This window comes from Pseudomonas sp. 9_2_1 (assembly GCF_059295275.1).
The window spans coordinates 1,875,731-1,899,628 of sequence record NZ_CM181239.1 but is presented as its reverse complement, the minus strand read 5'-3'; the positions used below and the strand labels follow the sequence as shown (position 1 = coordinate 1,899,628).

Sequence of the window (23,898 nt, the reverse complement as noted above, 5' to 3'; positions counted from 1 at the left end):
CCTGCGGAGATCATGGACATGCCGCTACGCCCCCTTCTCGCGTCCCTGCTGCTGACCGTCAGCCTGAGCGCACAGGCCGCCACCGAAGTCGTACCCTTGCAGCACCGCAGCAGCGCCGAACTGCTGCCCGCCGCGCAGGCGTTCATCGGCAAGGACGGTACCGTCAGCGCCTTCGAGAACAAGCTGATCGTCAACGCCAGCCCCGAACGCATCGACGACCTGCGGACCTTGCTGCAACAACTGGACACCGCCGCCAAACGCCTGCTGATCAGCGTCGACAACAGTGACAGTAACTTCCAGGACAACCGCGGCAATGCACGCGTCATCCATTACGGCACCAGCAACCGTGAAGGCGGCCTGCAGCAGATTCAAGCCAGCGAAGGCCAGCCAGCCTTGATCCAGGTTGGCCAGAGCATCCCCATCACCAGCACCAGCACCGACGGTTACGGGCGCATCCAGAGCAACACCGAATACCGCAATGTGACCCAAGGCTTCTACGTCATCCCAAGCCTCAGCGGCGACACGGTGCGTCTGCAAATAAGCAGCAATAATGACCGCATCAGCCACGAACGTGCAGATGTAGTGAAAGTGCAAAGTACCGACACGACCGTCACCGGCAAGCTTGGCGAATGGATCACCCTGGCAGGCTACAACCAGCAGAGCCAAGCCGAGCGCAGCACGTCAAGCCGCAGTTACAGCACCCAGCGCGGTGAAAACATGACTTTGCGTGTCAAAGTCGACCTTCTAGACTGAAACCAGGCAATTCAAGGCCTCGACCAAAGGCCTTGAAACTGACTGCCAAGTCGCATTAGACCAAAGATGTAGTAAGCAATAAAAAGCACTACAAAACATTTGACAGTGTCTTTTTCCCAAGGGCATGATGGCCTCGCTCCCGCTAATCAGGGGCCCTGGCAAGGGCCTTCGAGGCGTACTCCTCCCACCCCTGGAGGCGTCTCGTGTCTATACGGCCCACAAGGCGGTTCGACGGGATTGCGACTGCAACGAAGAAGTTGTCCCGAGGGACGGAAGCGCATCACCGCAGTACTGGCAATCGCGAAGCACCGCAGCAAGGCAACCACGAGCCGACCTGCCGGAGCACACCGTCGCCTGGCCTGCCCACCCTTCCCCTTCGAGCCTTCGCGTTCGCCGCCGCACTCCTGCGAACAGGACAGCCGCCTGGCTCCTGATCTGCTCCGAGCATCAGCACAATTAACCCAAGATCGATGCGACGAGGTTTATTTCCATGGCACTGACACGCGAACAGCAAATTGCAGCCCTCGAGAAAGACTGGGCCGAAAACCCGCGCTGGAAAGGCGTGACCCGTACCTACACCGCCGCTGATGTCGTTCGCCTGCGTGGCTCCCTGCAGCCAGAGCACACCCTGGCCCGCCAGGGCGCAGAAAAACTGTGGAAGCTGGTCACCCAGGGTGCCCACCCGTCCTTCCGCCCAGAAAAAGATTTCGTCAACTGCATGGGCGCCCTCACCGGCGGTCAGGCAGTGCAGCAGGTCAAGGCCGGCATCCAGGCCATCTACCTGTCCGGCTGGCAGGTTGCCGCCGACAACAACTCGGCCGAGTCGATGTACCCTGACCAGTCGTTGTACCCGGTCGACTCGGTACCGACCGTGGTCAAGCGCATCAACAACTCGTTCCGCCGCGCCGACCAGATCCAGTGGAAAGCAGGCAAGAACCCGGGCGACGACGGCTACATCGACTACTTCGCGCCAATCGTGGCCGACGCCGAAGCCGGTTTCGGCGGTGTGCTCAACGCCTACGAACTGATGAAGAACATGATCGAAGCGGGCGCCGCCGGCGTGCACTTCGAAGACCAGTTGGCCTCGGTGAAAAAATGCGGCCACATGGGTGGCAAGGTACTGGTACCGACCCAGGAAGCCGTGCAGAAGCTGGTGGCCGCGCGCCTGGCCGCTGACGTGTCGGGCGTACCGACCATCATCCTGGCCCGCACCGACGCCAACGCCGCCGACCTGCTGACCAGCGACTGCGACCCGTACGACCAGCCGTTCGTGATCGGCGAGCGCACCCGTGAAGGTTTCTACAAGGTACGCGCCGGCCTCGACCAGGCCATTTCCCGCGGCCTGGCCTACGCGCCGTATGCCGACCTGATCTGGTGCGAAACCGCCAAGCCGGACCTGGACGAAGCCCGCCGCTTCGCCGAAGCGATCAAGAAGGAATACCCGGACCAGATCCTGTCGTACAACTGCTCGCCGTCCTTCAACTGGAAGAAGAACCTGGACGACGCCACCATCGCCAAGTTCCAGCGCGAGCTGTCGGCGATGGGCTACAAGCACCAGTTCATCACCCTGGCCGGCATCCACAACATGTGGCACGGCATGTTCAACCTGGCGCACGACTACGCCCGCAACGACATGACCGCCTACGTGAAGCTGCAGGAGCAGGAATTCGCTGACGCCAGCAAGGGTTACACCTTCGTGGCCCACCAGCAGGAAGTGGGCACTGGCTACTTCGATGACATGACCACCGTGATTCAGGGTGGGGCATCGTCGGTGACTGCGCTGACTGGCTCGACCGAGGAAGAGCAGTTCCACTGATAGTGGGTGGCGGTTGAGTAAAGGCCCGGGGCTTGTAAAAGCGCCGGGCCTTTATTTTTAACGGTACCGGCCTTTCACGGGTGAACCCGCTTGACGCGCTCTCTGTGGGAGCCGCGCTTGCCGGCGATAGGCTGCGAAGCAGCCTCAATACAAGCGACACCATTCTGACGGATTGTGAGCGACTTGAAACGTTGGGGCCGCTGTGCGGCCCATCGCCGGCAAGCGCGGCTCCCACACCGAATGCGCAGGGCTAGCGCGCAGAGTTCCCGTCGCGAGAGCTCAGCCCGGAAGGGCTGGGTGATCTCCCAAACGTACTGCGCGCATTTCGAAGGCCGCGGTGATCCTGTGGGAGCCGCGCTTGCCGGCGATGGGCTGCGAAGCAGCCTCAATACAAGCGACACCATTCTGACGGATTGTGAGCGACTTGAAACGTTGGGGCCGCTGTGCGGCCCATCGCCGGCAAGCGCGGCTCCCACACCGAATGCGGAGGGCTTGCGCGCAGAATTCCCGGCGCGAGAACCCGGAAGGGCTGGATGATCTCCCAAACGTACTGCGCGCATTTCGAAGGCCGCGGTGATCCTGTGGGAGCCGCGCTTGCCGGCGATGGGCTGCGAAGCAGCCTCAATACAAGCGACACCATTCTGACGGATTGTGAGCGACTTGAAACGTTGGGGCCGCTGTGCGGCCCATCGCCGGCAAGCGCGGCTCCCACACCGAATGCGGAGGGCTTGCGCGCAGAATTCCCGGCGCGAGAACCCGGAAGGGCTGGATGATCTCCCAAACGTACTGCGCGCATTTCGAAGGCTGCAGTGAGCCTGTGGGAGCCGCGCTTGCCGGCGACGGCTGCGAAGCAGCCCCAATACAAGCGACACCATTCTGACGGATTGTGAGCGACTTGAAACGTTGGGGCCGCTGTGCGGCCCATCGCCGGCAAGCGCGGCTCCCACACCGAATGCGCAGGGCTTACCCCGCCAAAGGGCCGAAACAGGCCAAAGCAAAACCCAGGATCAGGTCTATGCTTGGGGCAGCACAGTAGCAAGGACCGCCCATGCCTCGTCCAAGCCACCTGATGATTCTCGCCCTGGCCGCCGCAGCCCTCTATATATATGCACTGGCCAGCGACAACACCCTGCTCGCCTTGCTGGCCAAACCCATCCCGGTGCTGGCCATGATCGCCTGGCTGCGCAGCGCACCCGCCTCACCCTATCGCACATGGATCTCGATTGGCCTGGCCTGCTCGGTACTCGGCGATATCCTGCTGGCCATCCCCGCCGACCTGTTCGTGTTCGGCCTGGTCGCATTCCTCTTTGCCCACCTGGCCTACCTGCGCGCCTATTGCGGCCAGACCTTGCGTCCCGCCCTAGCCCCACTCCTGCTCAGCACCCTCATCGGCATCACCCTGTTCAGCGTGCTCGCCAGCCACGGCCTCGGCCCACTATTGATCCCGGTTGCCCTGTACGCGCTGGCCATCAGCGCCATGCTGTGGCGAGCCCTGGCCTGCGGCGGCATGGCTGCACTGGGTGCCGGCCTGTTCGTATTCTCCGACAGCCTGATAGGCATCGACCGCTTTGTCAGCCCGTTTGCCGCCGCACCGTACCTGATCATCCTCGCCTACTGGCTCGGCCAGTGGGCGATCGCTTCATCAGTCGGTCATCGCTCAATCGATAAAGTATTGACCCAGAGCGGTGCAAGCGGCGCCGGAAGCTGCTAGAACACGAGACGTTCGCATCTGCAAGTAGGAGGAATCGCCAGCTGAACTTTACAAGGCACAGAACAGCCCAATTAAAAGGCATCACTTCAAATGGTATTAATTATCATTACGAAAATTGTAATTCGTTACCAGGCGCAAGAAACATAATTAACAAAACCGCACGCAATGCCCGAATTCCAAGGCTTTCAGCCGGTTACATCAGGTTTTTGTTCTTAATCCTACGAATAAAAGTGCTACAGAAATTTTACTTGCACGGGGTTTACCCATAAAATCAGCGCGATTGATTCAGCTGCGACATTTGGTCACTGCACGTGCGACACCAAGTCGCCGCTCTACACTTATTTCAGACTGCAGAGCTGGGTCTCTGTATAAGGATTTCTAGCATGTCCGATTCGGCAGGACTCATCGCCCACAACTGGGGCTTTGCCATCTTCCTCCTGGGTGTCGTCGGCCTGTGCGCCTTCATGCTCGGCCTGTCCAGCCTGCTCGGTAGCAAGGCCTGGGGCCGCGCCAAGAACGAACCCTTCGAATCCGGCATGCTGCCCGTCGGCAGCGCCCGCCTGCGCCTGTCCGCCAAATTCTATCTGGTCGCGATGCTGTTCGTGATCTTCGATATCGAAGCCCTCTTTCTCTTTGCATGGTCTGTGTCCGTCCGCGAAAGCGGCTGGACCGGGTTCGTCGAAGCGCTCGTTTTCATAGCAATTCTGTTGGCAGGTCTTGTCTACCTTTGGCGCGTCGGGGCACTTGATTGGGCTCCCGAAGGTCGCCGCAAGCGGCAAGCGAAGCTGAAACAATGAGGCTTTGGCAATGCAATACAATCTCACCAGAATCGACCCGGATGCGCCCAACGAGCAGTACCCGGTAGGTGATCGGGAAACCGTCACCGACCAGCTGCTGGAAGACCAGGTCCACAAGAACATCTACATGGGGAAACTCGAAGATGTGCTGCGTGGCGCGGTCAACTGGGGTCGCAAGAACTCCCTCTGGCCGTACAACTTCGGCCTGTCCTGCTGCTACGTGGAAATGACCACGGCCTTCACGGCGCCCCACGACATCGCCCGCTTCGGCGCCGAAGTCATCCGGGCCTCGCCGCGTCAGGCCGACTTCATGGTCATCGCCGGTACCTGCTTCATCAAGATGGCGCCGATCATCCAGCGCCTGTACGAGCAGATGCTCGAGCCGAAATGGGTCATCTCCATGGGCTCGTGCGCCAACTCCGGTGGCATGTACGACATCTACTCGGTCGTTCAGGGGGTCGACAAGTTCCTCCCCGTGGACGTCTATGTGCCCGGCTGCCCGCCGCGCCCTGAGGCTTTCCTGCAAGGCTTGATGCTGCTGCAGGAGTCGATCGGCCAAGAACGACGCCCGCTTTCCTGGGTTGTTGGTGATCAAGGTATTTACCGTGCCGAGATGCCAGCCCAGAAAGACCTGCGTCGTGAGCAGCGCATTGCCGTAACCAACCTGCGCAGCCCCGACGAAGTCTGATCCAGCGACCTGCCGCCCGCTCCCCTGGAGCCGGCGGCCTGGCTTCATTCTTAACGTTGACCCAAAGCGACCGAGACCATGACAGCGGACAACGCTATTTATATTCCGCCCTACAAGGCTGACGACCAGGATGTGGTCGTCGAACTGCACAACCGTTTTGGCGCCGAAGCATTCGTCGCCCAGGAAACCCGCACCGGCATGCCCGTGCTGTGGGTCAAGCGCGCCCAGCTCAAAGAGGTGCTCAGCTTCCTGCGCGGTGTCGCCAAGCCCTACAGCATGCTGTACGACCTGCACGGCGTCGACGAGCGCCTGCGCACCCAGCGCCGTGGCCTGCCCGCCGCCGACTTCAGCGTGTTCTACCACTTGCTGTCGGTCGAGCGTAACAGCGACGTGATGATCAAGGTGTCGCTCAGCGAAGGCGACCTGAACCTGCCGACGGTTACCGGTATCTGGCCAAACGCCAACTGGTACGAGCGCGAAGTCTGGGACATGTTCGGCATCGACTTTGCCGGCCACCCGCACCTCAGCCGCATCATGATGCCGCCTACCTGGGAAGGTCACCCGCTGCGCAAGGACTACCCGGCCCGTGCGACCGAGTTCGACCCCTACAGCCTGACCCTGGCCAAGCAGCAGCTTGAAGAGGAATCGGCGCGTTTCAACCCGGAAGCCTGGGGCATGAAGCGTCAGGGCGCCAACGAGGACTACATGTTCCTCAACCTCGGCCCCAACCACCCTTCAGCGCACGGTGCGTTCCGTATCGTCCTGCAGCTGGACGGTGAAGAAATCGTCGACTGCGTACCGGACATCGGCTACCACCACCGTGGTGCCGAGAAAATGGCCGAGCGCCAGTCCTGGCACAGCTTCATCCCCTACACCGACCGCATCGACTACCTCGGCGGGGTGATGAACAACCTGCCGTACGTGCTTGCGGTCGAGAAGCTGGCGGGCATCAAGGTGCCGCAGAAGGTCGACGTGATTCGCATCATGCTCGCCGAGTTCTTCCGCATCACCAGCCACCTGCTGTTCCTGGGTACCTATATCCAGGACGTCGGCGCCATGACCCCGGTGTTCTTCACCTTCACCGACCGCCAGCGCGCCTACACCGTGATCGAAGCGATCACCGGTTTCCGCCTGCACCCGGCCTGGTACCGCATCGGTGGCGTCGCCCACGACCTGCCGCGCGGCTGGGAAAAACTGGTCAAGGACTTCGTCGACTGGCTGCCCAAGCGCCTCGACGAGTACACCAAGGCTGCCCTGCAGAACAGCATCCTCAAGGGCCGTACCGTCGGCGTCGCCGCGTACACCACCAAGGAAGCGCTGGAATGGGGCACCACCGGTGCCGGCCTGCGTTCCACCGGTTGCGACTTCGACCTGCGTAAAGCGCGCCCCTACTCCGGCTACGAAAACTTCGAGTTCGAAGTACCGCTGGCCCACAACGGCGATGCCTACGATCGCTGCATGGTCCGTGTCGAGGAGATGCGCCAGAGTATCCGCATCATCGACCAGTGCCTGCGCAACATGCCGGAAGGCCCGTACAAGGCGGACCACCCGCTGACCACGCCGCCACCGAAAGAGCGCACCCTGCAGCACATCGAGACCCTGATCACGCACTTCCTGCAAGTCTCGTGGGGCCCGGTCATGCCGGCCAACGAGTCGTTCCAGATGATCGAGGCGACCAAGGGCATCAACAGTTACTACCTGACGAGCGATGGCGGCACCATGAGCTACCGCACCCGGATCCGCACCCCGAGCTACCCGCACCTGCAGCAGATCCCTTCGGTGATCAAAGGCAGCATGGTCGCCGACCTCATTGCGTACCTGGGCAGTATCGACTTCGTTATGGCTGACGTGGACCGCTAAGCATGAACAGCACGCTTATCCAAACCGACCGTTTCGCCCTGAGCGAAACCGAGCGCTCGGCCATCGAGCACGAAATGCACCACTACGAGGACCCGCGCGCGGCGTCCATCGAAGCCCTGAAGATCGTCCAGAAGGAACGTGGCTGGGTGCCGGACGGCGCCATCCACGCCATCGGCGAGGTGCTGGGCATCCCGGCCAGCGACGTCGAGGGTGTGGCCACCTTCTACAGCCAGATATTCCGCCAGCCGGTCGGCCGCCACATCATCCGTGTGTGCGACAGCATGGTCTGCTACATCGGCGGCCACGAGTCGGTGGTCAGCCAGATCCAGAGCGAACTGGGCATCGGCCTCGGCCAGACCACCGCCGACGGCCGCTTCACCCTGCTGCCAGTGTGCTGCCTGGGCAACTGCGACAAGGCCCCGGCGCTGATGATCGACGACGACACCTTTGGCGACGTGCAGCCTGCTGGCGTTACCAAACTGCTGGAGGGTTACGTATGACCATCACTTCCTTCGGCCCGGCCAACCGCATTGCGCGTTCGGCCGAAACCCACCCGCTGACCTGGCGCCTGCGTGACGACGGCGAGCCGGTATGGCTGGCCGAGTACCAGGCCAAGAACGGCTACGCTGCCGCGCGCAAGGCACTGGGCGAGATGTCGCAGGACGACATCGTGCAGACCGTCAAGGACTCCGGCCTCAAGGGCCGCGGCGGCGCGGGCTTCCCCACGGGCGTTAAGTGGGGCCTGATGCCCAAAGACGAATCCATGAACATCCGCTACCTGCTGTGCAACGCGGACGAAATGGAACCCAACACCTGGAAGGACCGCATGCTGATGGAGCAACAGCCCCATCTGCTGGTCGAGGGCATGCTGATCAGCGCCCGCGCCCTGAAGGCCTACCGCGGCTACATCTTCCTGCGTGGCGAATACACCACCGCGGCAAAAAACCTCAACCGCGCCATCGATGAAGCCAAGGCCGCCGGCCTGCTGGGCAAGAACATCCTGGGCAGTGGTTTCGATTTCGAGCTGTTCGTGCACACCGGTGCCGGCCGCTACATCTGCGGTGAAGAAACCGCGCTGATCAACTCGCTGGAAGGCCGCCGCGCCAACCCGCGCTCCAAGCCGCCCTTCCCTGCCGCCGTCGGCGTATGGGGCAAGCCGACGTGCGTGAACAACGTCGAAACCCTGTGCAACGTGCCTGCCATCGTCGCCAACGGCAACGACTGGTACAAGTCGCTGGCCCGTGAAGGCAGCGAAGACCACGGCACCAAGCTGATGGGCTTCTCGGGCAAGGTGAAGAACCCGGGCCTGTGGGAACTGCCATTCGGCGTTACCGCCCGCGAGCTGTTCGAGGACTATGCCGGCGGCATGCGCGACGGCTTCAAGCTCAAGTGCTGGCAGCCAGGCGGCGCCGGTACCGGTTTCCTGCTGCCCGAGCACCTCGACGCGCAAATGTATGCCGGCGGCATCGCCAAGGTGGGCACCCGCATGGGTACCGGCCTGGCCATGGCGGTGGACGACAGCGTCAACATGGTTTCGCTGCTGCGCAACATGGAAGAGTTCTTTGCCCGCGAGTCGTGCGGCTGGTGCACCCCATGCCGTGACGGCCTGCCGTGGAGCGTGAAGATGCTGCGCGCACTGGAAAATGGCCAGGGCCGCGCCGAAGACATCGAGACGCTGCTGGGGCTGGTCAACTTCCTCGGCCCTGGCCGTACCTTCTGTGCTCACGCACCGGGTGCCGTCGAGCCGCTGGGCAGTGCCATCAAATACTTCCGCTCGGAGTTCGAGGCCGGCGTGGCGCCTGAAAGCGCTACCAGCCTGCGCCCGAACCTGGCGAAGCCGATTGTGGTCGGCGCGTAACAATACAGACGCGGGTGGTCCGTGCCACCCGCCAGCCTGCAGGCCGGCCCGCATCGAGCGAGGCGTGCCGCAGGCGCACAGATTTCCATTAGCCACGCCCGCTCACGCGGGCCAACGAAGAACTTTGAACAATGGCCACTATCCACGTAGACGGCAAAGCGCTCGAAGTCAACGGTGCAGACAACCTGTTACAGGCGTGTCTGTCGCTAGGCCTCGATATCCCTTATTTCTGCTGGCACCCGGCGCTTGGTAGCGTCGGCGCTTGCCGGCAGTGTGCGGTCAAGCAGTACACCGACGAAAACGACACCCGTGGTCGTATCGTCATGTCCTGCATGACCCCTGCCTCCGACGGCACCTGGATCTCCATCGAAGACGATGAGTCCAAGGCGTTTCGCGCCAGCGTCGTCGAATGGCTGATGACCAACCACCCGCACGACTGCCCGGTATGCGAGGAAGGCGGTCACTGCCACCTGCAGGACATGACGGTAATGACCGGCCACAACGAGCGCCGTTACCGTTTCACCAAGCGTACCCACCAGAACCAGGACCTCGGCCCGTTCATCGCACATGAGATGAACCGCTGTATCGCCTGCTACCGCTGCGTGCGCTACTACAAGGACTACGCCGGTGGTACCGACCTGGGCGTCTACGGCGCCCACGACAACGTGTACTTCGGCCGCGTCGAAGACGGCGTGCTGGAAAGCGAGTTCTCCGGCAACCTGACCGAGGTCTGCCCGACCGGCGTGTTCACCGACAAGACCCACTCCGAGCGCTACAACCGCAAGTGGGACATGCAGTTCGCCCCAAGCATCTGCCACGGCTGCTCCAGCGGCTGCAACATCAGCCCGGGCGAGCGCTACGGCGAACTGCGCCGGATCGAGAACCGCTTCAACGGCTCGGTCAACCAGTACTTCCTGTGCGACCGTGGCCGCTTCGGTTACGGCTACGTCAACCGCACCGATCGCCCACGCCAGCCACGCCTGGCAGACGGCACCAAGCTGAGCCTGGACGCCGCTCTGGACAAGGCCGCCGACTTGCTGCGTGGCCGTACCATCGTCGGTATCGGCTCGCCACGCGCCAGCCTCGAAAGCAACTACGGCCTGCGTGAGCTGGTCGGCGCCGAGTATTTCTACTCGGGCATGGAAGCCGGCGAACTGGCCCGCGTGCGCCTGGCCCTGAACGTGCTGAACAACAGCCCGCTGCCGGTGCCGACCCTGCGCGACATCGAAGACCACGACGCCGTGTTCGTGCTTGGTGAAGACCTGACCCAGACCGCTGCCCGCGTCGCCCTGGCCGTGCGCCAAGCCACCAAAGGCAAGGCCGAGGCTATGGCCGAAGCAATGAAAGTGCAGCCATGGCTCGACGCCGCGGTGAAGAACATCGGCCAGCACGCGCTGTACCCGCTGTTCATCGCCTCGCTGGCTGAAACCAAGCTGGACGACGTCGCCGAAGAATGTGTGCACGCCGCCCCTGCCGACCTGGCGCGCATCGGTTTCGCGGTGGCCCACGCCATCGACCCGAGCGCACCAGCAGTAGCCGGCCTTGACGACGAAGCCAAGGCCCTGGCCCAGCGCATCGCCGACGCCCTGGTCGCAGCCAAGCGCCCACTGGTGGTTGCCGGTACCTCGCTGGCCGACCCGGCACTGATCGAAGCCGCCGCCAACATCGCCAAGGCCCTGAATCTGCGCGAGAAGAACGGCTCGCTGAGCCTGGTGGTACCTGAAGCCAACAGTATCGGCCTGGCCATGCTCGGTGGCGAGTCCGTCGATGCCGCGCTGGACGCAGTCATCAGCGGCAAGGCCGATGCCATCGTCGTGCTGGAAAACGACCTGTACGCCCGCCTGCCGGCGGCCAAGGTCGATGCAGCCCTGGCTGCGGCCAAGGTGGTGATCGTCGCCGACCACTCGAAAACCCCGACGGTCGACCGTGCCCACCTGGTGCTGCCAGCCGCCTCGTTCGCCGAAGGCGACGGTACCCTGGTCAGCCAGGAAGGCCGTGCCCAGCGCTTCTTCCAGGTGTTCGACCCGCAGTACCTGGACAGCAGCATCCTGGTCCACGAAGGCTGGCGCTGGATGCACGCCCTGCGTGCCACCCTGCTGAACAAGCCGGTCGACTGGACCCAGCTCGACCACGTCACCAGCGCCTGTGCCGAAGCCGCCCCGCAATTGGCCGGCATCGTCAACGCCGCGCCAAGCGCCGCGTTCCGCATCAAGGGCATGAAACTGGCGCGTGAGCCGCTGCGCTACTCCGGCCGTACCGCCATGCGTGCCAACATCAGTGTGCATGAGCCACGCACCCCGCAAGACAAGGACACCGCGTTCGCCTTCTCCATGGAAGGCTACTCGGGTTCGGCCGAACCGCGCCAGCAAGTGCCGTTCGCCTGGTCGCCGGGCTGGAACTCGCCGCAAGCCTGGAACAAGTTCCAGGACGAGGTCGGTGGTCACCTGCGTGCCGGTGACCCGGGCGTACGCCTGATCGAGTCGCAAGGCGACCGCCTGAACTGGTTCAACGCCATTCCGGGCGCGTTCAACCCGGCCCGTGGTACCTGGACTGCCGTGCCGTTCTTCCACCTGTTCGGCAGCGAAGAAAGCTCCTCGCGCGCCGCTCCGGTGCAACAGCGCATCCCGGCTGCCTACGTGGCCCTGGCCAAGTCCGAAGCCGATCGCCTGGGCGTCAACGAAGGTGCGCTGCTGAGCCTGACCGTGGCCGGTGTGGCCCTGCGCCTGCCGCTGCGCATCAATGAAGAGCTGGGCGCAGGCCTGGTCGCGTTGCCGAAAGGCCTGGCCGGTATCCCGCCTGCCATCTTCGGTGCATCCATCGAAGGCCTGCAGGAGGCAGCACAATGAGCTGGTTCACCCCCGAAGTGATCGATGTGATCATTCAGGTCGTCAAGGCCATTGTGGTGCTGCTGGCCGTAGTGGTCTGCGGCGCGCTGCTGAGCTTTGTCGAACGTCGCCTGCTGGGCTGGTGGCAGGACCGCTACGGTCCGAACCGTGTCGGCCCGTTCGGCATGTTCCAGATCGCTGCCGACATGCTGAAGATGTTCTTCAAGGAGGACTGGAACCCGCCCTTCGTCGACCGCATGATCTTCACCCTGGCCCCGGTCGTGGCCATGAGCGCGCTGCTGATCGGCTTCTCGATCATCCCGATCACACCGGGCTGGGGCGTCGCCGACCTGAACATCGGCCTGCTGTTCTTCTTCGCCATGGCCGGGCTTTCTGTTTATGCAGTGCTCTTTGCCGGCTGGTCGTCGAACAACAAGTACGCCCTGCTGGGCAGCTTGCGTGCTTCGGCACAGACCGTGTCGTACGAGGTGTTCCTGGGCCTGGCGCTGATGGGCGTGGTGGTGCAGGTGGGTTCGTTCAACATGCGCGACATCGTTGAATACCAGGCCCAGAACCTGTGGTTCATCATTCCGCAGTTCTTCGGCTTCTGCACCTTCTTCATCGCTGGCGTCGCCGTGACCCACCGTCACCCGTTCGACCAGCCTGAAGCGGAACAGGAACTGGCTGACGGCTACCACATCGAGTATGCCGGCATGAAATGGGGCATGTTCTTCGTCGGTGAGTACATCGGCATCATCCTCATCTCGGCGCTGCTGGTAACCCTGTTCTTCGGCGGCTGGCACGGCCCGTTCGGCATCCTGCCGCAACTGCCGTTCCTGTGGTTTGCCCTGAAGACCGCGTTCTTCATCATGCTGTTCATCCTGCTGCGCGCCTCGATCCCGCGCCCACGCTATGACCAGGTGATGGACTTCAGCTGGAAGTTCTGCCTGCCGCTGACCCTGATCAATTTGCTGGTGACCGCTGCGATCGTGCTCTACAACACGCCAGCCGTCGCGGCCCAGTGAGGATTTGACCCATGTTCAAGTATATCGGCGACATCGTTAAGGGCACCGGCACCCAGCTGCGCAGCCTGGCAATGGTGTTCTCCCACGGGTTCCGCAAGCGCGACACCCTGCAGTACCCCGAAGAACCCGTGTACCTGCCGCCGCGCTACCGCGGCCGCATCGTCCTCACTCGCGACCCCGACGGCGAGGAGCGCTGCGTGGCGTGCAACCTCTGCGCGGTGGCCTGCCCGGTTGGCTGCATCTCGCTGCAGAAGGCCGAGACCGACGACGGACGCTGGTACCCGGAGTTCTTCCGCATCAACTTCTCGCGCTGCATTTTCTGCGGCCTGTGCGAGGAGGCGTGCCCGACCACCGCGATCCAGCTGACTCCGGATTTCGAAATGGCCGAGTTCAAGCGTCAGGACCTGGTGTACGAGAAAGAAGATCTGCTGATCTCCGGCCCCGGCAAGAACCCTGACTACAACTTCTACCGTGTTGCGGGTATGGCGATCGCTGGCAAGCCGAAGGGCTCTGCGCAGAACGAAGCCGAGCCGATCAACGTGAAGAGCTTGCTCCCATAAGGACAGAAAGATGGAATTCGCTTTCTACTTCGCATCCGGGATCGCCGTGGTCTCCACCCTTCGGGTGGTTACCGGCACCAACCCTGTGCACGCCCTGCTCTACCTGATCATTTCGCTGATTTCCGTGGCGATGATCTTCTTCTCCCTCGGTGCGCCGTTCGCGGGCGCCCTGGAAGTGATCGCCTACGCCGGCGCCATCATGGTGCTGTTCGTGTTCGTGGTGATGATGCTCAACCTGGGGCCGGCCTCGGTCGCCCAGGAACGCGGATGGCTCAAGCCCGGCATCTGGGCAGGGCCGGTCATTCTCGGCGCCCTGCTGCTGCTGGAGCTGCTGTACGTGCTGTTCGTCACCCCGAGTGGCGCCGGCATCAGCGGGACCACCGTGGGCCCGAAAGAAGTGGGCATCAGCCTGTTCGGCCCGTACCTGCTGGTGGTCGAACTGGCGTCGATGCTGCTGCTGGCCGCGGCTGTCACCGCCTTCCACCTGGGCCGAAACGAGGCGAAGGAGTAAATCATGGGTGCTATCCCTCTCGAGCATGGTCTGGCGGTCGCCGGCATCCTGTTCTGCTTAGGTCTGGTTGGCCTGATGGTCCGCCGCAACATCCTCTTCGTGCTCATGAGCCTGGAAGTCATGATGAACGCTTCTGCCCTGGCGTTCGTCGTCGCCGGTGCCCGTTGGGTGCAGCCCGACGGCCAGGTGATGTTCATTCTGGTGATCAGCCTGGCGGCCGCCGAGGCCAGTATCGGCCTGGCCATCCTGCTGCAGCTGTATCGCCGCTTCCACACTCTCGACATCGATGCTGCCAGTGAGATGCGCGGATGAACCTTATCTTCCTGACTTTCGTCTTCCCCCTGATCGGCTTCCTGCTGCTGTCGTTCTCGCGCGGGCGGTTCTCGGAGAACCTGTCCGCCCTGATCGGCGTCGGCTCGGTGGGCCTGTCGGCCGCCGTGGCCGCCTACGTCATCTGGCAGTTCAACGTCGCCCCGCCTGAAGGCGGCGCGTACAGCCAGCTGCTGTGGCAGTGGATGTCGGTGGATGGCTTTGCGCCAAACTTCACCCTGTACGTGGATGGCCTGTCGGTCACCATGCTCGGCGTGGTCACCGGCGTCGGCTTCCTGATCCACCTGTTCGCGTCCTGGTACATGCGTGGCGAAACCGGCTACTCGCGCTTCTTCTCGTACACCAACCTGTTCATCGCCAGCATGCTGTTCCTGATCCTGGGCGATAACCTGCTGTTCATCTACTTTGGCTGGGAAGGCGTGGGCCTGTGCTCGTACCTGTTGATCGGCTTCTATTACAGCAACCGCAACAACGGTAACGCGGCACTCAAGGCGTTCATCGTCACCCGAATCGGCGACGTGTTCATGGCCATCGGCCTGTTCATCCTGTTCGCCCAGCTGGGTACCCTGAACGTGCAGGAACTGCTGGTGCTGGCACCGCAGAAGTTCCAGGCGGGCGACACCTGGATGGTGCTGGCAACCCTGATGCTGCTGGGTGGTGCGGTCGGTAAATCGGCCCAGCTGCCACTGCAGACCTGGCTTGCCGACGCAATGGCTGGCCCGACGCCGGTTTCGGCACTGATCCACGCTGCAACCATGGTGACCGCGGGCGTGTACCTGATCGCCCGTACCAACGGCCTGTTCCTGCTGGCGCCGGACATCCTGCACCTGGTTGGCGTGGTGGGTGGCGTGACGCTGGTACTGGCCGGCTTCGCCGCGCTGGTGCAAACCGACATCAAGCGTATCCTGGCCTACTCGACCATGAGCCAGATCGGCTACATGTTCCTGGCCCTGGGCGTTGGTGCCTGGGACGCGGCAATCTTCCACCTGATGACCCACGCCTTCTTCAAGGCCCTGCTGTTCCTTGCTTCCGGTGCGGTGATCGTTGCCTGCCACCACGAGCAGAACATCTTCAAGATGGGCGGCCTGTGGAAGAAACTGCCGCTGGCCTACGCCAGCTTCGTGGTCGGTGGTGCTGCCCTGGCGGCCCTGCCGATCGTGACCGTGGGCTTCTACTCCAAGGACGAGATCCTCTGGGAAGCCTTCGCCAGCGGCAATACCGGCCTGCTGTACGCCGGCCTGGTGGGCGCGTTCATGACCTCGCTGTACACCTTCCGCCTGATCTTCATCGCCTTCCACGGCGAAGCCAAGACCGAAGCCCACGCCGGCCACGGCATCAGCCACTGGCTGCCGCTGGGCGTGCTGATCGTGCTGTCGACCTTCGTCGGCGCCTGGATCACCCCGCCGCTGGCAGGTGTGCTGCCACAAAGCGCCGGCCACGCCGGTGGCGAAGCCAAGCACGCGCTGGAGATCACCTCGGGTGCCATCGCCATCGCCGGCATCCTGCTCTCGGCCCTGCTGTTCCTGGGCAAGCGCAGCTTCGTCAGCGCAGTGGCCAACAGCAGCATCGGCCGGGTCCTGTCGGCCTGGTGGTTCGCTGCCTGGGGCTTCGACTGGATCTACGACAAGCTGTTCGTCAAACCTTACCTGCTGATCTGCCACATCCTGCGCAAGGACCCGGTGGACCGCAGCATCGGCCTGATCCCTCGCATGGCTCGCGGCGGCAACGTTGCCATGAGCAAGACCGAGACCGGCCAGCTGCGCTGGTACACCGCCTCGATCGCCGTCGGCGCCGTACTGGTGCTGGGCGCTGTGGTAGTGGCTGCGGTATGACTATGAAGAACCTTGCGACTTTGCCAAAGGAAACCAACCCGTCATGATTTTGCCTTGGCTGATCCTGATTCCTTTCATCGGCGGCCTTCTGTGCTGGCTGGGTGAGCGCTTCGGCGCCACCCTGCCGCGCTGGATCGCACTGCTGACCATGTCTCTGCTGCTGGGTATCGGCCTGTGGCTGTGGGCCCACGGCGACTACACCCTGGCCCCGGCACCGGGCGCCGAACCGCACTGGGCACTCGAATACAAAGTCGAGTGGATCAAGCGCTTCGGCATCAGCATCCACCTGGCCCTCGACGGCCTGTCGCTGCTGATGATCCTGCTCACCGGCCTGCTCGGTGTGCTGTCGGTACTGTGCTCCTGGAAAGAAATCCAGCGCCACGTCGGCTTCTTCCACCTCAACCTGATGTGGATCCTGGGCGGCGTGGTCGGTGTGTTCCTGGCGCTGGACCTGTTCCTGTTCTTCTTCTTCTGGGAAATGATGCTGGTGCCGATGTACTTCCTCATCGCGCTCTGGGGTCACAGCTCGGCAGACGGCAAGAAGACCCGGATCTACGCGGCGACCAAGTTCTTCATCTTCACCCAGGCCAGCGGCCTGATCATGCTGGTGGCGATCCTTGGCCTGGTGCTGGTGAACTACAACACCACCGGGGTGCTCACCTTCAACTACAGCGACTTGCTCAAGGCCGAACTGCCGGCTGGCGTCGAGTACGTGCTGATGCTGGGCTTCTTCATCGCCTTTGCGGTGAAACTGCCGGTGGTGCCATTCCACTCCTGGCTGCCTGACGCTCACGCCCAGGCACCGACTGCAGGCTCCGTGGACCTGGCGGGCATCTTGCTGAAGACCGCAGCCTACGGCCTGCTGCGCTTCGCCCTGCCGCTGTTCCCGAATGCCTCGGCAGAGTTTGCGCCCATCGCCATGACCCTGGGCCTGATCGGTATCTTCTACGGTGCTTTCCTGGCCTTCGCGCAAACCGACATCAAGCGCCTGATCGCCTTCTCCAGCGTCTCGCACATGGGCTTCGTGCTGATCGGCATCTACTCCGGCAGCCAGCAGGCCCTGCAAGGCGCGGTGATCCAGATGCTGGCCCACGGCCTGTCGGCAGCCGCGCTGTTCATCCTGTCCGGCCAGTTGTACGAGCGCCTGCACACCCGTGACATGCGTCAGATGGGTGGCCTGTGGCACCGCATCGCGTACCTGCCGGCTATCAGCCTGTTCTTCGCCGCCGCATCGCTGGGCCTGCCAGGCACCGGCAACTTCGTTGGCGAGTTCCTGATCCTGATCGGCAGCTTCGCCCACGTGCCCTGGATCACCGTGATCGCCACCACCGGCCTGGTCTTCGGCTCGGTGTACTCGCTGATCATGATCCACCGCGCCTACTTCGGCCCAGCCAAGAGCGACACCGTGCTGGCCGGCATGGACGGCCGCGAGATGATCATGGTGCTGGGCCTGGCGGGGCTGCTGATTCTGCTGGGCGTGTATCCGCAGCCGTTCCTCGACACCTCTGCCGCCACCATGAGTGGTGTGCAGCAGTGGCTCGGTTCCGCTTTCACTCAACTCGCTTCGGCCCGGTAAGAGCGCTATGGAATTCACCACTCAACACTTCATCGCATTGGCGCCGATGCTGATCACCACCATCACCACCGTGGTGGTGATGCTGGCGATCGCCTGGAAGCGCAACCACTCGCAGACCTTCCTGCTGTCCACCGTGGGCCTCAACCTGGCCCTGCTGTCGATCTTGCCGGCGCTGAAAGTCGCGCCGCTGGCGGTCACCCCGCTGATCACCATCGACAAGTTCGCCTGCCTGTACATGGCGATCATCCTGGTGGCGACGCTGGCCTGCGTCACCCTTGCCCACGCCTACCTCGGCGAAGGCTCCAAAGGCTTCCCGGGCAACCGTGAAGAACTGTACCTGCTGCTGCTGATGTCGGCCCTCGGTGGCCTGGTGCTGGTCAGCGCCAACCACCTGGCCGGCCTGTTCATCGGCCTGGAGCTGCTGTCGGTACCGGTCTACGGCCTGGTGGCGTATGCCTTCTTCAACAAGCGATCACTGGAAGCCGGCATCAAGTACATGGTGCTGTCGGCTGCGGGCTCGGCCTTCCTGCTGTTCGGCATGGCGCTGCTGTACGCCGACGCCGGCAGCCTGAGCTTCGACCAGATCGGCAAGGCCCTGGCTACCACCAGCATGCCAAGCCTGGTGGCCCAGCTGGGCCTGGGCATGATGCTGGTCGGCCTGGCCTTCAAGCTGTCGCTGGTACCCTTCCACCTGTGGACCCCGGACGTGTACGAAGGCGCCCCGGCGCCGGTCGCCGCGTTCCTGGCCACCGCCAGCAAGGTCGCGGTATTTGCCGTGGTCGTGCGCCTGTTCATGCTCTCCCCTGCTGCCAGCAGCGGCGCGCTGAGCACCGTGCTGGCTGTGATCGCCGTGGCCTCGATCCTGATCGGCAACCTGCTGGCGCTGACCCAGAGCAACCTCAAGCGCCTGCTGGGTTACTCGTCCATCGCCCACTTCGGCTACCTGGTCATTGCCCTGGTCGCCAGCAAGGGCCTGGCACTGGAAGCCATGGGCGTATACCTGGTCACCTACGTGATCACCAGCCTGGGCGCCTTCGGTGTCATCACCCTGATGTCCTCGCCTTATGGCGGCCGTGACGCCGATGCACTGTACGAGTACCGCGGCCTGTTCTGGCGCCGCCCGTACCTGACCGCGGTACTGACCGTGATGATGCTGTCGCTGGCGGGTATCCCGCTGACCGCCGGCTTCATCGGCAAGTTCTACATCATCGCCACCGGCGTCGAGTCGCACCTGTGGTGGCTGGTCGGTGCCCTGGTGATCGGTAGCGCCATTGGCGTGTACTACTACCTGCGTGTCATGGTCACCTTGTACCTGGTCGAGCCGAACCTGCGTCGCCACGACGCCCCGCTGAAATGGGAACAGCGCACCGGCGGCGTCATGCTGCTGGCCATCGCCATTCTCGCCTTCGTGCTGGGTGTCTACCCGCAACCGCTGCTGGAAATGGTCCAGCAGGCAGGCCTGCAACTGATCGGCTGACCTGTCCGGCAAAAAAACAAAGACACCCCGCACCTGCGGGGTGTTTTTTTATCTGCGCGGTTTTTATCTGCACGTGCGTCTATCTACATCCAATAGCCGCCTCACTCCTCCGCGTAGCCGGGGGCTGCCGCAGGCAGCGCGGCCTTGCGCAGATCACCATAGGCCGAAGGCAGGTAAACTTCGGGGTTGGGCATGCCACTTGGCGAAAGTTCATGGGTCATTTCGAACTCGGCGCGTACCGACCAGCCACATGCCTCGGTGGTGCATTGCAGATAGGCGATTCGCAGGAAAATGTGGCGGCCTTCACTTGTGCGTATGCGCATGCGGCTGTGGCAATGCGGGCAAACCAGTTTGTAAGTACTCACGGCAAGTACCTGCAGGCACTGTTCAGGCCACTATTCTGTGAGAATGATCGTTCAACTGTGTCAGTATTACCTGCAAAGGCTGACCTATTCTTCGGTTGGGTGTTGCTCATTGCAAAGTGCTCCTTGATACGCAGGGATGTATTCGTAACGAGTAGTTTAAGCCCATGAAATATCATTAAACCAGTCATGGATATCTGTTATGAGTACTCACGTACTTGCAGCTGTGCTCACCCGCCTCAAGCTGCTGACCGGCGCGCAGTCCGATGCCGAACTTTCCCGCAAGCTGTCGATCAGCCCGCAGACGCTGAGCAGTTGGAAAGTCCGCGACAGCGTGCCGTACTCCCTGTGCGTAGATATCGCCAGGCAGCATGCGTGTTCCCTTGACTGGTTGCTGCTAGGTGAAATGGCCCCCGGCCCAGGGCTCCAAGGTGATGGTGACTGGGAACGCGAGATGCTCGAACGGCTGAGGGCATTGTCGCCAGGTGATCGCCAGGCCACCCTGCTGTTCATCAAGGACAGGCAGCGCATCCAGCAGCTGGAGCAACGGATAAGCGAGCTGACCCTCCACTTGCCCACTATCGGCGGTGGCTAACCTCGACGCCGCCAGCGCTGAATGATTTCCCGCAGGTCCAGCGTGTCGAGCCAGACCATGACCTTGAGACTGATGGGAATCACCACCACGGCGGCAACGAATGCCGACATGCCCCGGGTCAGCAAGGGCGCCAATGATGACACCAGCGGTTCGAACAGGTAGCCCACCCCCACGGTCACGAACACCAGCAGCAGTTTCTTGCCAAGCGTCAGGCGCCTGGCCTTGTTGGTGATCAACCGGTCGCGCGCCGCGCCCACCAGCAGTGCCCCCAGCAGGGCGGCAAACAGTACACTGCCGTCCACCCTCAGCAGTTCCAACAATGCGGGCGACAAGGTGCCGGACAGCGATGCCTCAGCCATGCGCCGCCCTCCGCTGCGGTACACGAAGGTCGGCAGTCGAACCCAGGCTGTGCATGACCGCTGCCTCCACAAACCGGATGTAGCACACGCCCAAGGCTCGCCCAGGGTCATGCCCGGCCACATCCGCCAGGCGCTTGTAGCCCCGCGCACGCAGCACCGCTCGCCAGTGGGCGAATTCACGTGCCGCACCGATGACAGCGCATCGTGCCGCCACTTCCAGCGCGGCATCACCGACTTGGCGCTGCAGCCTGAGGCGCTCACGCAATGTGCCCAGGTCCACTTTTGGCCAGAACGGGTCATGGCAATCGGCAAAGCGCGGTAGCCGAGGATCGCTGCTCATGATTATCCCCTCACTGTCCGGCCAGCATGCCGTAACGAATGGCCTTGATCACCGCCGCCACGCGGGTGGGCACATCGAACTTGCGCAGGATGTTGGACACATGGAAGTTCACTGTCGACTCCCGGCACTCGAGGATCTGCCCGATCTCCCAGGAGCTTTTGCCGTACGCACACCACAACAGGACTTGCTGTTCACGTGGCGTCAGGCGAACCGGAGCGTCCGCCAAGGGTTGCTGCGAGTGTCGGGTCTTGTCAGTCATGTTTGAGCTCCACGGGTGATTGCGAGGCATCGCTGCCGATCTGCAGTCACCTTACGAAGCGCACGCCGCACGCCACCACTACGGCGGACTGTAAAGAAACTTCGTACAAAACTGTTTGATGAAGGTTGCGCGAAATTTGCTGACTTTCTTCGTGCTCCAAGCGGCATTTCGCTCGTCTCAACGCCGTTGTTCATTCGCCTATCGCCTGGAGTCGTACAATGCGTTGCGTTTTGCCCTTCTCGTCCTGCCTTGGCCTGCTGGCTGCTTTTGGCAGCGCTCAGCCCGCCTTGGCGGCATCTTCGGTCGAACTGGGCCAGGTGCTGATCACCGATGAGGAACAGAACGACCTGACGGCAGCCAGCGAACGCCTGCGCGAAGTGCCGGGTGCCAGCAATCTGGTGGATATGCAGCGCGTAGGGCAAGGCCGGGTGGCCAGCAACCAGGACGTGCTGGCCTACCAGCCTGGCGTGTTCGCGCAATCGGCGGGCAACGACGGCATCAAGCTGTCGATCCGCGGCTCGGGTATCAACCGTGCGCCGGGCGCGCACGGTTCCGGGGTGTACACCATGTTCGACGGGCTGCCGCTGACCGGCCCGGGCGGTACGCCCTACGAGCTGTTCGAGCCGCTGTGGCTAAGCCGTGCCGAAGTACTGCGCGGCGCCAATGGCTTCGACCAGGGCGCGCTGGCACTGGGTGGCGCCATCAACTACGTCACCCATACCGGGTACGACGCAGCACCGCTGCAGGTGCGCTACGAGGTCGGCAGCCGCGGCTACCAGCACCGGCATATCAGTTCCGGGCAGGTACTGGGCAACCTCGATTACTACGTGGCCCTGACCGATTCCGAGTATGACGGTTACCAGGCGCACAGCAGCGGCAGCGCCAAAGGCATTGCCGCCAATGTCGGCTACCGCTTCAACCCCAACCTGGAAACCCGTTTCTACCTTCGCTACCGGGAAACCCGGAACGAACTGGCCGGGCGCCTGACCAAGGACCAGATCAAGCACCATCCGCGCGCGGCCAACCCTGCCTATCTGGCCCGCGACGACAGCCGCCCTCAACCGGGCAGCACCTGGGTCGGCAACAAGACCACCTTCTACCTCGAAGATGACGCGCGTCTGGAAGCCGGCCTGGTTTACCATGACTACCCGATGGACCTTCGCGAAGGCCCGATGCGCCTGAAAGTGGCTTACACCGATGTCAGCGGTACGCTCAACTATTTCCGCCGCGACACCCTGTTCGGCCACGAAAGCAAGACTACCGTGGGCTGGCGTACCACCAAGCACCTGCCCAACAGCGGCGCTTCGCAGTTCGCGCGCAATGGCGACGTGTTCGGTGCACGTACCCGCGATTTCACTTACCAGGGTTCCGACACCGTGGTGCATGCCGGCAACGACCTGGAGCTGGTGCCCAACCTGTGGCTGACCACCGGCCTGGCAATGATCTACACCCGCCGCGAGAGTGACGTCACCTACCCTGCCGAAGGTGGCAAGGTGAGCATGCATGACTGGGACTATGCACCACGCCTGGGGCTGCGCTACGACATCCGCCCAGACCTGCAGGTCTACGGCAACCTCAGCCGTTCGGTAGAGCCACCCCACCCGTGGTCGCTGATCTGGAGCTCGCCAAGCGTCGGCGGCAAGCAGATCCAGCCCATCGAGATGCAGAACCAGACTGCCACCACCCTGGAACTGGGCGCCCGTGGCGACTCCGCGCTCGGCAGCTGGGACCTGGCCTGGTACTACTCGCAGGTGCGCCATGAACTGCTGGCCGTGGAAGTGGTGCCGAATTTCACGTCGGAATTCAACGCCAGCGCTACCGTGCATCAGGGCGTCGAGGCAGGCCTGGACAGCACCCTGTGGGAACGTGCCGGCACTGGCAGGCTCAGCCTGCGCCAGGCCTACACCTTCAGCGACTTCCATTACCGTGATGACGACAAGTTTGGCGACAACCTCCTGCCCGGCATCCCGATGCACTACTACCAGGCCGAACTGCGCTACGACTGGCCAAGCGGCTTCTATGCCGGAATCAACACGCAGATGGCGTCGAAAGTGCAGGTGGACTATGCCAACAGCTACCACGCCGACGAATATGCCTTGCTTGGCGCGCGCCTGGGCTGGGATTCGCCGAAGCAGGACTGGCAGACCTGGCTGGACCTGCGCAACCTGACCAACAAGCGGTATGCGGCGACAGTGACGCCTGCCTACAACGACGCCGGTAACGACAACGCCCGCTCGACGCCGGGTGAAGGGTTTGGCGTGTATGCCGGGGTTTCCTACAGCTTCCGCTAACCACCCAGGGCCAGTCAGCGCGGGTCATTGTAGGAGCGGCCTTGTGTCGCGAAAGGGCCGCAGAGCGGCCCCG

Annotated in this window: 22 protein-coding genes; 18 read left to right on the top strand and 4 right to left on the bottom strand. The window is 62.9% G+C overall.

Going from position 1 to position 23,898, the window contains the following annotated elements; all coding sequences use genetic code 11:
• Positions 1–18 precede the first annotated feature (18 nt).
• The 16 genes from AC5O5I_RS08445 to nuoN all read left to right on the top strand — a co-directional run bounded on the left by AC5O5I_RS08445 (position 19) and on the right by nuoN (position 19,619).
• Positions 19–753: a secretin N-terminal domain-containing protein gene (locus AC5O5I_RS08445; RefSeq protein WP_372242444.1), complete on the top strand. Its 735-nt coding sequence runs from the start codon at positions 19–21 to the stop codon at positions 751–753.
• Positions 754–1,243: 490 nt separating this feature from the next.
• Positions 1,244–2,569 (top strand): isocitrate lyase, encoded by a 1,326-nt coding sequence (gene aceA, locus AC5O5I_RS08440; RefSeq protein ID WP_033699180.1) that lies wholly within the window; start codon positions 1,244–1,246, stop codon positions 2,567–2,569.
• Positions 2,570–3,617: 1,048 nt separating this feature from the next.
• Positions 3,618–4,280 (top strand): lysoplasmalogenase, encoded by a 663-nt coding sequence (locus tag AC5O5I_RS08435; protein WP_172227866.1) that lies wholly within the window; start codon positions 3,618–3,620, stop codon positions 4,278–4,280.
• Positions 4,281–4,663: 383 nt separating this feature from the next.
• Entirely contained in the window at positions 4,664–5,077 is a 414-nt protein-coding gene (locus tag AC5O5I_RS08430; RefSeq protein ID WP_003251427.1) for an NADH-quinone oxidoreductase subunit A, read from the top strand.
• 10 nt (positions 5,078–5,087) lie between these two features.
• Positions 5,088–5,765, top strand: coding sequence for a NuoB/complex I 20 kDa subunit family protein (locus tag AC5O5I_RS08425; protein WP_172227868.1), 678 nt, complete (start codon positions 5,088–5,090; stop codon positions 5,763–5,765).
• Between the two features lie 78 nt (positions 5,766–5,843).
• On the top strand, positions 5,844–7,625 hold the full coding sequence (nuoC, locus tag AC5O5I_RS08420; protein WP_172227870.1) for an NADH-quinone oxidoreductase subunit C/D: 1,782 nt from the start codon (positions 5,844–5,846) through the stop codon (positions 7,623–7,625).
• 2 nt (positions 7,626–7,627) lie between these two features.
• On the top strand, positions 7,628–8,125 hold the full coding sequence (gene nuoE, locus AC5O5I_RS08415; protein WP_012273294.1) for an NADH-quinone oxidoreductase subunit NuoE: 498 nt from the start codon (positions 7,628–7,630) through the stop codon (positions 8,123–8,125).
• The gene (nuoF, locus tag AC5O5I_RS08410) at positions 8,122–9,483 is read left to right on the top strand and encodes an NADH-quinone oxidoreductase subunit NuoF (RefSeq protein WP_172221299.1); all 1,362 of its coding nucleotides are present in this window, start codon (positions 8,122–8,124) and stop codon (positions 9,481–9,483) included. The genes nuoE and nuoF overlap by 4 nt, the downstream gene beginning before the upstream one ends.
• A 131-nt stretch (positions 9,484–9,614) precedes the next feature.
• Positions 9,615–12,329 carry an NADH-quinone oxidoreductase subunit NuoG gene (gene nuoG, locus AC5O5I_RS08405; RefSeq protein WP_172221302.1) on the top strand — a complete coding sequence of 905 codons (2,715 nt, stop codon included), beginning with the start codon at positions 9,615–9,617 and terminating at the stop codon, positions 12,327–12,329.
• Positions 12,326–13,333, top strand: coding sequence for an NADH-quinone oxidoreductase subunit NuoH (nuoH, locus tag AC5O5I_RS08400; RefSeq protein ID WP_172221305.1), 1,008 nt, complete (start codon positions 12,326–12,328; stop codon positions 13,331–13,333). Before nuoG ends, nuoH begins: the two co-directional genes overlap by 4 nt.
• Before the next feature lie 11 nt (positions 13,334–13,344).
• Complete coding sequence (gene nuoI / locus AC5O5I_RS08395; RefSeq protein ID WP_172221308.1) at positions 13,345–13,893, top strand: NADH-quinone oxidoreductase subunit NuoI; 549 nt, start codon at positions 13,345–13,347, stop codon at positions 13,891–13,893.
• A gap of 10 nt (positions 13,894–13,903) precedes the next feature.
• On the top strand, positions 13,904–14,404 hold the full coding sequence (gene nuoJ / locus AC5O5I_RS08390; protein ID WP_172221311.1) for an NADH-quinone oxidoreductase subunit J: 501 nt from the start codon (positions 13,904–13,906) through the stop codon (positions 14,402–14,404).
• A 3-nt stretch (positions 14,405–14,407) separates the two neighbouring features.
• On the top strand, positions 14,408–14,716 hold the full coding sequence (nuoK, locus tag AC5O5I_RS08385; RefSeq protein WP_003251446.1) for an NADH-quinone oxidoreductase subunit NuoK: 309 nt from the start codon (positions 14,408–14,410) through the stop codon (positions 14,714–14,716).
• Positions 14,713–16,566, top strand: coding sequence for an NADH-quinone oxidoreductase subunit L (nuoL, locus tag AC5O5I_RS08380; protein WP_494512335.1), 1,854 nt, complete (start codon positions 14,713–14,715; stop codon positions 16,564–16,566). The genes nuoK and nuoL overlap by 4 nt, the downstream gene beginning before the upstream one ends.
• Before the next feature lie 43 nt (positions 16,567–16,609).
• Positions 16,610–18,142 carry an NADH-quinone oxidoreductase subunit M gene (gene nuoM, locus AC5O5I_RS08375; RefSeq protein ID WP_172221317.1) on the top strand — a complete coding sequence of 511 codons (1,533 nt, stop codon included), beginning with the start codon at positions 16,610–16,612 and terminating at the stop codon, positions 18,140–18,142.
• A 7-nt stretch (positions 18,143–18,149) separates the two neighbouring features.
• Positions 18,150–19,619 (top strand): NADH-quinone oxidoreductase subunit NuoN, encoded by a 1,470-nt coding sequence (gene nuoN, locus AC5O5I_RS08370; protein WP_172221320.1) that lies wholly within the window; start codon positions 18,150–18,152, stop codon positions 19,617–19,619.
• 101 nt (positions 19,620–19,720) lie between these two features.
• Here nuoN and AC5O5I_RS08365 read toward each other — a convergent pair whose 3' ends face one another.
• Positions 19,721–19,984, bottom strand: coding sequence for an Ogr/Delta-like zinc finger protein (locus AC5O5I_RS08365; RefSeq protein WP_172221323.1), 264 nt, complete (start codon positions 19,982–19,984; stop codon positions 19,721–19,723).
• Between the two features lie 199 nt (positions 19,985–20,183).
• Here AC5O5I_RS08365 and AC5O5I_RS08360 point away from each other — a divergent pair, with 199 nt between their 5' ends.
• Positions 20,184–20,576 (top strand): helix-turn-helix domain-containing protein, encoded by a 393-nt coding sequence (locus AC5O5I_RS08360; RefSeq protein WP_172221326.1) that lies wholly within the window; start codon positions 20,184–20,186, stop codon positions 20,574–20,576.
• Here AC5O5I_RS08360 and AC5O5I_RS08355 read toward each other — a convergent pair.
• From AC5O5I_RS08355 to AC5O5I_RS08345, 3 genes are read right to left on the bottom strand one after another with little or no spacing between them, the layout of a single operon-like run.
• On the bottom strand, positions 20,573–20,935 hold the full coding sequence (locus AC5O5I_RS08355) for a hypothetical protein (RefSeq protein ID WP_172221329.1): 363 nt from the start codon (positions 20,933–20,935) through the stop codon (positions 20,573–20,575). The genes AC5O5I_RS08360 and AC5O5I_RS08355 overlap by 4 nt on opposite strands.
• On the bottom strand, positions 20,928–21,275 hold the full coding sequence (locus AC5O5I_RS08350; RefSeq protein ID WP_172221333.1) for a head completion/stabilization protein: 348 nt from the start codon (positions 21,273–21,275) through the stop codon (positions 20,928–20,930). The genes AC5O5I_RS08355 and AC5O5I_RS08350 overlap by 8 nt, the downstream gene beginning before the upstream one ends.
• A 10-nt stretch (positions 21,276–21,285) precedes the next feature.
• Positions 21,286–21,534 carry a helix-turn-helix domain-containing protein gene (locus AC5O5I_RS08345; RefSeq protein ID WP_172221336.1) on the bottom strand — a complete coding sequence of 83 codons (249 nt, stop codon included), beginning with the start codon at positions 21,532–21,534 and terminating at the stop codon, positions 21,286–21,288.
• Positions 21,535–21,752: 218 nt separating this feature from the next.
• On the opposite strand from AC5O5I_RS08345, the gene AC5O5I_RS08340 reads away from it, so the two are divergent.
• A complete protein-coding gene (locus tag AC5O5I_RS08340; protein ID WP_172221339.1) occupies positions 21,753–23,825 on the top strand; it encodes a TonB-dependent receptor family protein in 2,073 nt (690 codons plus the stop codon).
• Positions 23,826–23,898 lie beyond the last annotated feature (73 nt).